The 12,683-nt window shown below is 70.2% G+C and carries 14 protein-coding genes; 6 read left to right on the plus strand and 8 right to left on the minus strand.

Annotated features, from left to right (window positions below):
• Positions 1-109 precede the first annotated feature (109 nt).
• Positions 110-331, plus strand: a complete 222-nt coding sequence (locus tag ON30_RS00225) for an RNA-binding S4 domain-containing protein (RefSeq protein ID WP_040703207.1) — start codon at positions 110-112, stop codon at positions 329-331.
• Position 332: 1 nt separating this feature from the next.
• Here the strand turns inward: ON30_RS00225 and rraA are convergent, their stop codons facing one another.
• The 6 genes from rraA to ON30_RS00255 form a co-directional block, all read right to left on the minus strand.
• A complete protein-coding gene (rraA, locus tag ON30_RS00230; protein ID WP_040703209.1) occupies positions 333-809 on the minus strand; it encodes a ribonuclease E activity regulator RraA in 477 nt (158 codons plus the stop codon).
• 124 nt (positions 810-933) lie between these two features.
• Positions 934-1,866, minus strand: a complete 933-nt coding sequence (locus ON30_RS00235; RefSeq protein ID WP_083911056.1) for a CopD family protein — start codon at positions 1,864-1,866, stop codon at positions 934-936.
• Positions 1,867-1,875: 9 nt separating this feature from the next.
• Positions 1,876-2,409, minus strand: coding sequence for a copper resistance CopC family protein (locus ON30_RS00240; protein ID WP_040703213.1), 534 nt, complete (start codon positions 2,407-2,409; stop codon positions 1,876-1,878).
• Positions 2,406-3,104 (minus strand): YcnI family copper-binding membrane protein, encoded by a 699-nt coding sequence (locus tag ON30_RS00245; RefSeq protein WP_083911068.1) that lies wholly within the window; start codon positions 3,102-3,104, stop codon positions 2,406-2,408. Before ON30_RS00245 ends, ON30_RS00240 begins: the two co-directional genes overlap by 4 nt.
• Before the next feature lie 46 nt (positions 3,105-3,150).
• Complete coding sequence (locus ON30_RS00250; RefSeq protein WP_051028772.1) at positions 3,151-3,672, minus strand: hypothetical protein; 522 nt, start codon at positions 3,670-3,672, stop codon at positions 3,151-3,153.
• A gap of 10 nt (positions 3,673-3,682) precedes the next feature.
• Positions 3,683-4,315, minus strand: a complete 633-nt coding sequence (locus ON30_RS00255) for a DUF6474 family protein (protein ID WP_040703215.1) — start codon at positions 4,313-4,315, stop codon at positions 3,683-3,685.
• Between the two features lie 185 nt (positions 4,316-4,500).
• Here ON30_RS00255 and ON30_RS00260 point away from each other — a divergent pair, with 185 nt between their 5' ends.
• The 3 genes from ON30_RS00260 (at position 4,501) to ON30_RS00270 (ending at position 9,276) form a co-directional block, all read left to right on the plus strand.
• Positions 4,501-6,282, plus strand: coding sequence for a TM0106 family RecB-like putative nuclease (locus ON30_RS00260; RefSeq protein WP_083911057.1), 1,782 nt, complete (start codon positions 4,501-4,503; stop codon positions 6,280-6,282).
• A gap of 38 nt (positions 6,283-6,320) precedes the next feature.
• The gene (htpG, locus tag ON30_RS00265) at positions 6,321-8,276 is read left to right on the plus strand and encodes a molecular chaperone HtpG (protein WP_040703216.1); all 1,956 of its coding nucleotides are present in this window, start codon (positions 6,321-6,323) and stop codon (positions 8,274-8,276) included.
• Between the two features lie 178 nt (positions 8,277-8,454).
• Positions 8,455-9,276, plus strand: coding sequence for a class I SAM-dependent methyltransferase (locus ON30_RS00270; protein WP_040703217.1), 822 nt, complete (start codon positions 8,455-8,457; stop codon positions 9,274-9,276).
• A gap of 68 nt (positions 9,277-9,344) precedes the next feature.
• On the opposite strand, the gene ON30_RS00275 is transcribed toward ON30_RS00270, so the two are convergent.
• Positions 9,345-10,112, minus strand: coding sequence for an SDR family NAD(P)-dependent oxidoreductase (locus tag ON30_RS00275; RefSeq protein WP_040703416.1), 768 nt, complete (start codon positions 10,110-10,112; stop codon positions 9,345-9,347).
• Positions 10,113-10,264: 152 nt separating this feature from the next.
• Here ON30_RS00275 and ON30_RS00280 point away from each other — a divergent pair, with 152 nt between their 5' ends.
• Both ON30_RS00280 and ON30_RS00285 read left to right on the plus strand, forming a co-directional pair.
• Complete coding sequence (locus ON30_RS00280) at positions 10,265-11,143, plus strand: SDR family NAD(P)-dependent oxidoreductase (protein WP_040703218.1); 879 nt, start codon at positions 10,265-10,267, stop codon at positions 11,141-11,143.
• Positions 11,144-11,167: 24 nt separating this feature from the next.
• A complete protein-coding gene (locus ON30_RS00285) occupies positions 11,168-11,827 on the plus strand; it encodes a TetR/AcrR family transcriptional regulator (protein ID WP_040703220.1) in 660 nt (219 codons plus the stop codon).
• On the opposite strand, the gene ON30_RS00290 is transcribed toward ON30_RS00285, so the two are convergent.
• Positions 11,820-12,524, minus strand: coding sequence for a TMEM165/GDT1 family protein (locus ON30_RS00290; protein WP_040703221.1), 705 nt, complete (start codon positions 12,522-12,524; stop codon positions 11,820-11,822). The genes ON30_RS00285 and ON30_RS00290 overlap by 8 nt on opposite strands.
• Positions 12,525-12,683: the final 159 nt, after the last annotated feature.

Genomic DNA, 12,683 nt, shown 5'->3' on the forward strand with positions numbered 1-12,683 from the left:
CGAACCAGTGTGTACGGTCGCCTCCCGACTCCGTCCCAAGGCCGGCCGGGATGTCGGGAAGCGGTGCCCGGCGTGGCGGCGCAATCCGGACAGGGTAAGGATGTATCCCATGTCAGAACCAGTCGATGTACCGATCGATGACGACGTCATCCGGCTCGGTCAGTTCCTGAAGCTGGCCAACCTGATCGAGTCCGGCGCCGAGGCGAAGACGGTCATCGCGGCCGGACTCGTCCGGGTCAACGACGAGGTCGAACTGCGCCGGGGGCGACAGTTGCAGGCGGGCGACGTGGTCGCCCTGGCCGGTCACCGGGCCCGGGTGTCGCCCGTGTGAGTCAGTCCTCGGCGCGGACCACGACGCCGTCGTGGTCGCTGTAGAGCATTTCGCCGGGAACGAAACGCACACCGCCGAATTCGACGGGCACATCCCGTTCGCCGCTGCCGGTCTGGGTGCTCTTGCGGGGATTGGTGCCCAGCGCCTTCACGCCGATGTCGAGGGTGGCCAGGATCGCCGAGTCGCGGACCGCGCCGTTGACGATCACGCCCGCCCAGCCGTTGTCGACGCCGCGGCCCGCGATGATGTCGCCGACCAGTGCGGTGTGCACGCTCGCGTCGCCGTCGACCACGAGGACGCCGCCGTTGCCCGGTTCGCTCAGGGTCTGCTTGACGAGCAGGTTGTCCTGGAAGCAGCGGATGGTGGTGATCCGGCCGGAGAACACCGCGCGACCGCCGAACTGGCGGAACTGCGTATCGCAGCTGCGGATCTCGGGTCCGATCTCGTCGGCAAGGTCTGCGGTGGCAACTTCGTCCATGGCTCGATCTTGCCGTGCCCGCGTTCGCCGCGGGTTCGCGACCCCGCCGCGACGGGAGGTGGGTCACAACGACGGCGGCGCGGGTCGCCGCACCCTCTCACCGCTCGCGGTGGAACGCGGCGATCTACGCGGTGACCGCCAGCGCCGCGGCCAGCCCGAAGGCGACCGCCATCACCGCCACTTCGGCCACGGCGCGGCGCAGCGAGGCGTCCGCGCCCATCCGGTGGTCGGCGGCGGGCCGCACCCAGGTGCGCCGCCACCACCAGCCAAGGCCGAGCAGGACCAGCAGGATCGCGGTCTTGGCGAGCAGGATGCGCCCGTAGCCGGTCCCGAACAGCGCGTCCACGCCGCCGACCCGGACCAACCCGTTGACGATCCCGGTCAGCGCGACCACACCGACCAGCGGCAGCGCCACGGCCGAGTACTTCGGCAGCGCCGTCGCCCATTCCCCGCGCGTGCGCACTGCGAGCGCCATCGCCACCAGCAGGCCGAACCAGGTCGCGGCGGCCAAGGCGTGCACCGCGGCCAGGACCGATCCGAATGCCTGCTGGGACATGTGCCCGGTGATCGGCCGCAGCGCGAGCGCGACCGCGGTGAACACCAGCACCAGATCGGGCGAGGCGTTCTCGGGCCGCCGATAGGACAGCGCGCCGTAACCGGCGACCGCGGCGGCCGCGAGCAGGATCGCGATCCCGATCTGTCCGCCGCTGATCTCGGTCAGGAAGGTGGCGAACCGGTCGGCGTCCAGATCGCGCAGGGGAACACCGACGACCTCGGCGGCCTCGAACAGCAGCACCGCGAACTCCGCGCAGCACCACAGTCCGGCGAGGCCGGCCAGCAGTCGCCAGCGCGGTTCGGCGCGCGGATGCAGACGCGGCAAGGCGGCCAAGCCGAGCACGCTCGCGCCCGCGCAGTCGGCGAAGACCCGCGCGACTCCCGCCGCGGGGGCCGGGCCCGGCACGGTCAGCAGCCAGGCCAGCCCGACCCCCAGCAAAGCCGCGGGAACGACCAGCAGCAATGACCGGAGGTCGCCGCCGCCGGTCGTCCCACTTCGCACGGTTCTCGCCTAACTCTTGGTCCGCCCGCGACCGCCGAACAGGGCGAACGCGAGTCCGCCGCCGAACAGGACCACGCCGCCGACGATGAACACCCACAGCGGCACGCCGTCGTCGTCACCCTCGCCCGATGCCTTGGCGTCGGGACGCGGTCCGGGCGTGCCGTTGCCCGGGGTGGTCAGGGTGAAGGCGCGCTTGCCGCTGACCGGATGCCCGTCGGCCGAGGTGACCCGGTAGGCGACGGTGTACTGCCCGGCGGGGCCGAGATCGCCGACCTGGACCGCCACGGATCGGCCCGTCACGACCGGTTCGCCCTTGGACCACAGGTTGCCGTCCGGGCCGACCACCGTCAGCGACGGGAAATTGGTCTGGAGTTCCTCGTTGAAGGTGATGCTGACCTGCGCCGGACCCGTCGCGACGCTCGCGCCGTCCTCGGGCACGCTCGACACCGGCGCGGAATGCGCCGCCGCCGGTCCGGCGGCCGCGAGTCCGCCGCCGACCAGCGCGAGGCCGGCCGCCAGCGCGGCCAGCAGGCGGCGGCTCACGATCGCCGTCCGCGCAGCACGTTGCCCAGGCCCAGGGCGACGCCGAGCAGGCCCAGCGCCAAGCCGATGCCGCCGAGCCACCGCGCGGTCTGATCCTTGTCGTCGGCGGAGTCCGCACCGGCGGCGTCGGCATGCTCGGAACCACCGCCGTGGGCGTGGCCGTCCGCTTCGCTGGCCTGCGCGAGCGTCACCGTCGGCGCGGGGTGCTCGGGTTCGGACCCGTCGGGGCCCGCGGGCTGATCCCAGGCCACGACCTTGCCGTCGCTATAGGTCTGGCGGGCCGCGAAACTGACGCTGTCCTGTTTCGGCAGCGGGCCGAGCGAGACCACGAAACGCTGGAACTGGCCCGGCCCGACACCGGGGTTGCCCGGTTCGGCGGTCCAGGTCACCGCGACGGCGTCGGACTTGTCGTTGCGGTCGACGGTGGCCCGCCAGCCCGGAAGGGGTTCGGTGCGCGCGCTTTTCACCGCGGGCAGGGTGACGGTCAGCGCCGTGGTGGCGGCGGTGTCCGATTCGGTGGGCACCCGGAAGGTGACCACCGAGTACCCCCCTTGCTGTGCGCCGGGCGCGTCGGCGGTGACGTGCGCCGCGGCGATGCCGCCCCCGAGCAGGATCAGGCCGGCGGTGGCCGCCGTCGCGCCGCAGGCACGCAGGGCCGTGGTCGTGCCGCGGGCGCGCAGAACTGAACTTCGCATGATGGAATGCTTTCTCTCCGAATGGAAATGGTGCGAGATGTGCGGGTCACCGGAAGGCCGGTGGCGCGCGCGGTCCGATCGCACCGTTCGGGGAGAGCGAGGGGAGGGCGAACCCGGCGGGGACCGGGGCCGCGAGTCGGGGGAGCGGGTCGACGCCCGGACGTGTGGTCACCGCGCGCAGCGCGGTGGTGACGACGGCGTAGAGACGGTGGGCGAGCAGGATCAGCGCGCCGCAGACGACTGTCGCGACGGCGTGCGCGAAGGTCATCCACAGGCCGGGCGGACCGTCGGTCTCGGCGTGCCCGTGCCCGACCAGACCGCCGAGGACGGTGTGGGCCGCGCCCTGACCGGCCGCCAGCAGACCGAACACCGCGAGTCGATTCGCGGGCAGGGCGGCGACCAGCGCGCCCGTGAGCACCGCGGCGAGCAGGACGAACGCGCCCTCGGTGGAATCGGGGAGACCGCCGCCCGCCGCGCCGTGCGCGGCGACCGCGAGCACCGCCACCGACGCGCCGACGGCACCGCCGCGCACGGCGGCGGTGCTCGAATCCCCGCGCGGCGCGGTCATCCCGGTCCGGTCAGTTCACGCCGAGGCGGGCCAGCACGTCGGCTTCGATACCGGACAGCTCGTGGGAGATCGAGGTGTGCACGGCGCGGCGGCGCTGCGCGGGCATCTGCTCGGCGGTGCGCACGGCCGCGGTCAGGCCCGCCAGCCGCTCCTCGGTGGCGGCGACGAATTTCTTGTCCTCGGACTTGCCGCCGGAGATCTTCTCCAGCGCCGCTTCGACATTGACGATGCGGGCCTGGAGCTTGCCGCCGTGGCCCGCGAAATCGCCGAGTTGTTCGACGCCGACGCCGAGTTGGTGGGCGCGCCGGTTGTCGAGTTGGGCGCGCAACAACGTGGCGCCGCGGTAGGCCAACGGGGCCAGCACCGGGACGAGCACGCGCGCGACGCCGAGATACTTCTTGACCTGGCCAGGGCTGAACGGATCGCGTTCGGCCTTGGCCGCCACCTTCAGCGCGGCCTTCTCCTCGGCCTGGAACGCGGCGATCTGCGCCTTGGCGACCTTGCGGTCGGTGCGGGCCTGCTGCCGCTGGGCCTTGCGTTCGTTGCGCGCACCGAGCTTGGCCTCCAGACCGGCCTTGTGCTTGAGGGCCTTGGCCTCGGCCCGGCGGCTCGGCCGCGGCTTGCGCTTGGTGAACAACCCCATCGAAGGCCTCCGTCATGCTGGTTCGCCATGGCAGGACGACGCCGGGGAACGTTCGTCCGCCCATGTCACACGGTTCGCCGTAACACTATCGGGTCGACGCGCCGCGTCGCGAGTGGGTGAGTCGTCCACGGGCCGGCGATCATGCGGTGCGCGGGCTTGTCGGGGGCAGGGACCATACTGCTTACGTGGAATCGGGCATCGGTGACAGGAGTGAGCGCGTCGAGGGCGGTGCGATCGACGCGGACGCGGCCGCCACCGGTCGGGCCGAATCCGGTCCGACCGTGTTCATCGATGCCCGCGCGCTGATCGGGTGCAGACATCGCCTGCACCTCACCGCGACCCACCCCGAGATGCTCACCGACGTGGTCGAGGACCCGGGTGTCCGGCAGCGCCGTGAGGCCGCGAGCGACCATCGCGCCAAGGTGCGCGCGGCGCTGGTCGGGGCCGATCCCGCGGGTTGGCTGGTGATCGATCCCACGCTGCGGGCGCGTGAGCGGGCCGCGGCCACGCTGCGCGCGTGCGCCGAGGGCGAACGCAACATCTGGGGCGGTCTGCTGCCGCAGGAACCCGACACGGGCAGGCGCGGCGGCTCGGAAATCCTGCTGCGCGACCGGGATCGGGGCGGCTACATCCCCGTCATCGTGGTCAACCACAAGGTCAGTGATCCGCGCAAACCCGAACCCGCGGACTTCCATCCCACCACCACCGCCCCGTATCACTGGGCCCCGCAACCGGATCCGTACCACAAGCTGCGCCAGCAGCCCCGCGATCTGCAACGCCTGGCCCACCTCTACCGCATGTTGCAGCGCCACGGCCTGGCCAGTCCCGCGCTGGTGGGCGGGGTGATCGGCTACCAGTTCGGTCGCGACGACGCCCCGCGCCGCGACGACGCGCGTCCGGGCGCGCCCGCGCCGGGCGGCTACGACCCCGACCGCATCCTGGTCCACGATCTCGGCCCCGTGCTCGCCGACTACGACCTGCGCTACGCCGACCGGATCGCGGTGGTGCGCAACGAATTGCCGACCACGCCCTCCAAGGTCCCGGAGTGCAGGCAGTGCCCGTGGTGGCAGCGCGGCCCCGAGGGCGGCGTGAGCTGCGAGGGCTGGTTGATCGAACACCGCGACGTCAGCGTGGTGGCCCCCGGATCGCGCGCCGACGTGCTGCGCGGCCACGACGTGCAGACCATCGATGAACTGGCCGGCTGGGTCGGCGCGGGGCCCGAGGATTGGCAGCACGGCCCCTTCGAGGAGGCCGTGGTCACCGCGCGGGCCTGGCTGGCGGGCGCGCCGCTGGTACGCCGCGGCGAGAAGGTGTGGGTGCGCCGCGCCGACGTCGAGGTCGACGTCGACCTGGAGAGCTATCAGGAGTACGGGGCCTACCTGTGGGGCACCCTGCTCGACGGCGTCTACCGGCCGTTCGTCACCTGGGACCCGCTGCCCACCGAGGACGAGGGCCGTTCCTTCGCCGAGTTCTGGACGTGGTTGATGACGGTGCGCGCGGGGGCGATCGCGGCGGGCCGCAGCTTCGCCGCCTACTGCTATTCGCGCACCGCCGAGGACAAGTGGCTCTACGAGTCGGCCCGGCGCTTCGCGGGCAGGCCCGGGGTGCCCACCGTCGACCAGGTGCGCGCCTTCGTGGACGGCCCGGAGTGGGTCGACATGTTCCAGGCCGTCTCCGAACAGTTCATCTGCCCGAACGGCAAGGGCCTGAAGAAGATCGCGCCGGTCGCCGGCTTCGCCTGGCGCGACCCGGAGGCGGGCGGCGAGGCGTCGATGAGCTGGTACCGCCGCGCGGTCGGCTACGACGCCGAACCCGACCTGTCCCAGCGCACCCGGCTGTTCGAATACAACGAGGACGATGTGCGGGCCACGATGGTGCTGCGGGAGTGGATGTGCCCGCGCACCGAGGTCGAGCACTGCGCCGAACGCGAAGTGCCCGGTCTCGCCGATTTCCGCGCCTGGGTGTAGTGCCGAACGGGCCCCTCGGTGCGAGGTAATATCGCGACGTGACAGAGCACGTCGAACAACTCGAGTTCCAGGCCGAGACCCATCAGCTGCTCGAGCTGATGATCCACTCGGTCTACTCCAACAAAGACACGTTCCTGCGGGAGCTGATCTCGAACGCTTCCGACGCCCTGGACAAGCTACGGCTCGAATCCTTCAAGGACAAGGATCTCCAGGTCGACACCTCCGATCTGCACGTCGAGTTGGAGGTCGACAAGGACGCGCGGATCCTGACCGTCCGGGACAACGGCATCGGCATGTCCCGCGCCGAGGTGGTGGATCTGATCGGCACGCTGGCCAAATCGGGCACCGCCGAGCTGCGCAAGAAGCTCAACGAGGCGAAGTCCGAGGCCGCCGCGGAGGAGCTGATCGGCCAGTTCGGCATCGGCTTCTACTCCACCTTCATGGTCGCCGACAAGGTCGCGCTGACCACCCGCAAGGCGGGCGAGACGGAAGGCACCCGCTGGGAGTCCGAGGGCAAGTCCACGTACACGATCGAGACCGTGGACGACGCCCCGCAGGGCACCGCGGTCACCCTGCACCTCAAGCCCGCCGACGAGGACGACCACCTCTTCGACTACACGCTGGAGTGGAAGCTCCGCGAGATCGTCAAGAAGTACTCCGACTTCATCGCCTGGCCGGTGCGGATGAGCGTGGAGCGCACCGTCACCGAGGGCGAGGGCGAGGAACAGACCGAGAAGACGATCGTCGAGGAGCAGACGCTCAACTCGATGAAGGCGTTGTGGACCAGGCCCAAGAGCGAGGTCTCCGACGAGGAGTACAAGGAGTTCTACAAGCACGTCAGCCACGGCTGGGACGAGCCGCTGGAGATCATCCCGCTCAAGGCCGAGGGCACCTTCGAATACCAGGCGCTGCTGTTCATCCCCTCGCACGCCCCGTTCGACCTGTTCACCCGCGAGCACAAGCGCGGCGTGCAGCTCTACGTCAAGCGGGTGTTCATCATGGACAACTGCGAGGAGCTGATGCCGGAGTACCTGCGCTTCGTCAAGGGCGTGGTGGACGCGCAGGATCTCTCGCTCAACGTCTCGCGCGAGATCCTCCAGCAGGACCGCCAGATCCAGATGATCCGCAAGCGGCTGGTCCGCAAGGTGCTCTCCACCGTCAAGGACATCCAGGGCGCCGAGGACAAGACGAACTACCAGACCTTCTGGAAGGAGTTCGGCCGCGTCCTGAAGGAGGGTCTGCTCTCCGATTTCGACAACCGCGAGACGTTGTTGCAGGTGTCCTCGTTCGCCTCGACCCATTCGGAGTCCGAGCCGACGACGCTGGCCGAGTACGTCGAGCGGATGGCCGAGGGCCAGGAGTCGATCTACTACATGACCGGCGAGAGCCGTCAGCAGATCGAGTCGTCCCCGCATATCGAGGCGTTCAAGGACAAGGGCCGCGAGGTGCTGATCCTGACCGACCCGGTGGACGAGATGTGGGTCGGTTCGGTGACCGACTTCGAGGGCAAGCCGTTCCAGTCCATCGCCAAGGGCGAGGTGGATCTGGAGACCGAGGAGGAGAAGAAGGCCTCCGAGGCGCTGCGCGAACAGCAGGACAAGGATTTCGCGGACGTGCTCGGCTGGCTGGGCAAGACGCTGGAGGACAGCGTCAAGGAGGTGCGCCTGACCAGCAGGCTCACCACTTCGCCCGCGTGCCTGGTCGGTGACGTCTACGACTTCACCCCGATGCTCGAGCGCATGTACCGGGCCTCGGGGCAGGCTGTGCCGGAGAGCAAGCGCATCCTGGAGCTGAATCCGACGCATCCGCTGGTCACCGGCCTGCGTGAGGCGTACTTCAGCCGTAAGGAGGACGCCGACGCGGACAAGGTTCCTGAGTTGTCCGAGACGGCGGAGCTGCTCTACGGCACCGCGGTGCTGGCCGAGGGCGGTGAGTTGAAGGATCCGGCGCGTTTCGCCCACATCCTGACCGATCGCCTGACCCGCACGCTCTGACGCGGGGTTCGGGGGTCGCCGCCCGACCGGCCGTCGACCCCCGAACACCACCGCCGAAACCGTCCGGTCTATTACGATCTTCGAAGGCATTCGGCCACAGCGGTATTCGCCCCCGTTTCCGGGTTTGCGGGGCGATCGCGCGCGTAGCCTGATGCGGTCGAAAGGATCGTCGAGAACCATGTCCGCACACCACCCCTACGCCGCGGCCGACCTGTGGGATCTCGTCGCGGACGGCTACGCGGAGTTCGCGCCGACGATCATGCGGCCCTTCGCCTCGCACGCGCTCGAGGTGGCCGGTCCCGCCGCGGACGCGCGGATCGTCGACGTGGCCGCGGGCAGTGGAGTGCTGACGTTGCGCGCCGCCGGTCAGGTCGCCTCGGTGCACGCCGTCGACATCTCCGAGCGGATGCTCGCGCGATTGCGGGCCGCGGTGCGCACCGCCGACCTGGACAACGTGACGGTCGACCGCGCCGACGGGGAAGCGCTGCCGTTCGACACCAACACCTTCGACGCCGCGTTCTCGCTGTTCGGCCTGATGTTCTTCCGCGATCGCGGCGCGGGTTTCGCCGAGTTGTTCCGGGTGCTGCGGCCCGGCGGGGTCGCGGTGGTGTCGAGTTGGGCGCCGATCGCGGACTCCCCGCTGATGATGATGATGTTCGAGGCCAACGCCGCGGCCGACCCCGATCTCCAGGAACCGCAGCCCGACTTCCTGAGCCTGGAGAATCCGGAGGTCTTCGCCGGGGAGATGCGCGCGGCCGGCTTCGCGGGGGTCACCATCCAGCGGCACACGGCGGCGATCTCCTTCGACAACTCCGAGGAGTTCTGGGAGACGATGGTGCTGGGCAGCGCGTCGATGCAATGGCTGCGCCGCGAGTGCGGAGAACGTCTCTGGGCCGAGCGGTCGCGCACGATGCGCGCCTACCTGGACGAGGTCTACCGGCCGCACCGGCCGTTGACGACCACGGCCTTCCTCGGCATCGGCCACAAACCGCGCCTCTGACTCCCGACCCCGGAGACGACGACGCTCCCTCGCCCGGGGGACGAGGGAGCGTCGAGAGGGTGCGGAGATTACCGCGGCGCCATGCGCAGCGCGCCGTCCATGCGGAAGGTCTCGCCGTTGAGGTAGTCGTGCTCGACGATGTACTGCGAGAGCTGAGCGTACTCGTCGGGGCGACCCAGGCGCGACGGGAACGGCACGCCGGCCTCGAGGCCCTTGCGGTAATCCTCGGTGACGCCGGCCAGCATCGGGGTGTCGATGATGCCGGGGGCGATGGTGTTGACGCGGATGCCGAACTGGGCGAGGTCACGCGCGGCCGGAACGGTCATGCCGTGCACGCCGCCCTTGGAGGCCGAGTAGGCGATCTGGCCGATCTGGCCCTCGAAGGCCGCGACCGAGGCGGTGTTGATGATCACGCCGCGCTGGCCGTACTCGTCGACGGCTTCGGTCTTGGCGATCGCGTCGGCGGCCAGGCGCATCACGTTGAAGGTGCCCAGCAGGTTGACGGTGATGACCGTGCGGAACAGTTCCAGGTCGTGCGGGCCGTTCTTGGACAGGATGCGACCCGCCCAGCCGACACCCGCGCAGTTGACGACGATGCGCAGCGGCGCGCCGGATTCGACGACCTTGGCGACCGCGGCGGCCACCTCGTCGTTGCTGGTCACATCGGCCGGGATCAGGGTGACACCCTCGGGCACGTTGTCGCCCGCGCGCTCGATGGACTGCGGCACGTCGAGGCCGAAGACGGTGGCGCCGAGGTCGGCGAAGCGCTTGGCGGTGGCGGCGCCGAGGCCGGACGCGCCTCCGGTGACAATGGCGGCGGAACCCGAAATCTCCACGATGGTCCTCTCGTTCGTGACAGCCAGTTGGCCTATCGTCAATTGCACCCTAACCAATCGATCATGAGAAGCCGATGAGGGCTCCCTCTCACTCCGGTACCGAACCGGCTTTATTTGCGAACACGGATGTTCGTTGGTGGTATCGTCGACCCATGAAACTGTGGGCCGTGCCCGACGTCGCAGGCCGCAAGGTGTTGATCACCGGGGCCGCACGGGGGATCGGAGCGGCACTCGCCCGGCAACTGCACGCGCACGGGGCCTCGGTCGCGCTGCTCGGCATCGAACCCGAACTCCTCGCCGAGGTCGCCGCCGACTGCGGCGACGCGCCCTGGCGCTACTGCGACGTCGGCGACCACGCGCAGGTCGAACGCGTCGTGGAGACACTGGTCGCCGAACTCGGCGGACTCGACGTCGTCGTGGCCAACGCCGGCGTCGCCCGCCAACTGGCGCTGCTCGGCGGCGACCCGACCGTCATGGAACAGATGCTCGCGGTCAACGTGCTCGGCGTCTACTACACGCTGCGCGCCGCGGGCCCGTACATCTCGCATCCGCGCGGCTACGCCTTGGTGGTCTCCTCGCTGGCCGCCTCGGTCAACCTGCCGTTGGCGGGCGCCTACAGCGCCTCCAAAGCCGCCGCGGAGACCCTCGGGCACACGCTGCGCCACGAACTGCGGCACACCGGCGCGAAGGTCGGCGTCGGCTATTTCGCCGAACTCGACACCGAGATGACCTCGCGCGGTTTCGGCACCGCCGCGGCGCACGCTATTCTCGGCCGCTCCACCGTCTCCGGCGTCGCACCCCTCGCCCCGGCCATCGACGGCATCGAACGGGCGATCGCGCGTCGTCGCCGCCAGGTCGTCTCGCCCTGGTGGGTCGCCGCGGTCCTGCCCTTCCGAGCCGTCGCGCAGTGTCTTGTCGACTTCACCCTGCGCAGGGGCGTCGCCGAGGCGCTGGAGATCGCCCGTGCCGAAGACGCACCCTTCACGACAGACCAACCGGTACGAAAGCGCAGAATGGAACGGCCGGCGTAGTACCCGAGATATCCGGAGCCACGTATGACCGAAACCGCAGGCGCGCACCGTCAACTCCCGCGCGGCCGTCACGGACTGCCGAGGGAACAGGTGGTCGCCTCGCAGCGGGAGCGGATTCTGACCGCGCTGGCCGACGCCATGGCCGAGAGCGGATACGTCGGGACCTCGGTCGCCGCCGTCCTCAAACGCGCGGGCGTCTCCCGCGAAACCTTCTACGAGCAGTTCCGCTCCAAGGAGGACTGCTTCGAGGCCGCGTTCGAACGCGCGGTCGCGGGGATCGTCGCCAAGATCGCCGCCGCCTCCGACGAGGTCGAGGCGCCCTCCGGCGCGCCCGTCGCGGCCGAGCGCATGGCCCGCATCCTCGACGCCTACTTCGAGGGACTGCTCGAGGAACCCGCCTACGCCCGGCTCTACCTGGTCGAGGTGTACGCGGTGGGGGCCAAGGCGGTCGCGCGCCGCGCGGCGTTGCAGGCGTCGTTCGTGGACGTCATCGCCGAAGCCCTGGACGCGCGCAGCGACGCCCAGCGCTTCGCGTGCGTGAGCTACGCCGCCGCGGTGGGCGCGATGGCCACCGCCAAGATCGCCGCCGACGATCTGGACGGCCTGCTCGCGTTGAAGGAACCCCTGCTGGCGATGGTCCTGCGCAGCGGCGACTTCTACGGCGAGGGAATGCTGCTCACCTGAGGTGGGTCTGCGGTTCGGGAACCTCGGCGGCGGGACGGGCGCGTCCGCGCACGGCGAGTGCTACGCCCGCCACGGCCGGAATCAGCAGGGCGGAGCCCGCAGCCGCCGCGAGGGCCAGATCCGGCAGCGCGGCCGTCAGCAGGGTCAGCGCGCCGAAGTACAGGAACAGCAGACCCGCGCAGATCCCGATGACCCGCTCCGGCAGATGCTTGCCGACCAGGATGCCGAGACCGATGGCGAGCGCGTCGGCGGCGACCATGCCGATCGTGGAGCCGAGCCACACCCCGAACCAGTTGTTGTCGGTGGCCAGCGCGGCGGTCGCGAACATGGTCCGATCGCCGAGTTCGGCCAGCAGAAACGCCGACAGCACCACGAAGTAGGGGGCGCGGTTCGAGCGGGCGGGCGGGGCGTCTTCGTCCTCGTCGGCGGGACCGAAGTGCTCGCGCAGGGTCCACACGCCGACCGCGAGGAACAGCAGCGCGGCCACCAGCGCGATCGCCCTGGTCGGCAGTGCCGCGCCGAGGAAATGACCGACGCCGACGGAGATGATGTGCACCGCCGCGGTCGCGGTGGCGATACCGCCGAGCACCACCCACCACCGATAGCGCAGCGCGAACGTCAACGCCATGAGCTGGGATTTGTCGCCCAGTTCGGCGAGGAAGACGATCCCGATGGCGAGCAGAATCGTGGCGGTCATCGGTGGGTCTCCAGAGATCGGCGTGGCGGGGTCGGTCCCCGTCGTCGCGACCGACTCTACCGGCGACGATGCGCTCTGCCAAGCGCGTCGTTCTCGAAAGTGTCACCGCCACAATAAGTTTGGCGATCCACGTCAAAAGTTCAGGTAACCCTGACTCGA

The organism is Nocardia takedensis NBRC 100417 (genome assembly GCF_000308695.1).
GTDB classification, from domain to species: domain Bacteria; phylum Actinomycetota; class Actinomycetes; order Mycobacteriales; family Mycobacteriaceae; genus Nocardia; species Nocardia takedensis.

Excerpts from the sequence above, each read along its gene's own strand:
- ON30_RS00225 (WP_040703207.1), top strand. The coding sequence starts at position 110 with ATGTCAGAACCAGTCGATGTACCGATCGATGACGACGTCATCCGGCTC.
- rraA (WP_040703209.1), bottom strand. The coding sequence starts at position 809 with ATGGACGAAGTTGCCACCGCAGACCTTGCCGACGAGATCGGACCCGAG.
- ON30_RS00245 (WP_083911068.1), bottom strand. The coding sequence starts at position 3,104 with ATGCGAAGTTCAGTTCTGCGCGCCCGCGGCACGACCACGGCCCTGCGT.
- ON30_RS00250 (WP_051028772.1), bottom strand. The coding sequence starts at position 3,672 with ATGACCGCGCCGCGCGGGGATTCGAGCACCGCCGCCGTGCGCGGCGGT.
- ON30_RS00255 (WP_040703215.1), bottom strand. The coding sequence starts at position 4,315 with ATGGGGTTGTTCACCAAGCGCAAGCCGCGGCCGAGCCGCCGGGCCGAG.
- ON30_RS00270 (WP_040703217.1), top strand. The coding sequence starts at position 8,455 with ATGTCCGCACACCACCCCTACGCCGCGGCCGACCTGTGGGATCTCGTC.
- ON30_RS00280 (WP_040703218.1), top strand. The coding sequence starts at position 10,265 with ATGAAACTGTGGGCCGTGCCCGACGTCGCAGGCCGCAAGGTGTTGATC.
- ON30_RS00285 (WP_040703220.1), top strand. The coding sequence starts at position 11,168 with ATGACCGAAACCGCAGGCGCGCACCGTCAACTCCCGCGCGGCCGTCAC.
- ON30_RS00290 (WP_040703221.1), bottom strand. The coding sequence starts at position 12,524 with ATGACCGCCACGATTCTGCTCGCCATCGGGATCGTCTTCCTCGCCGAA.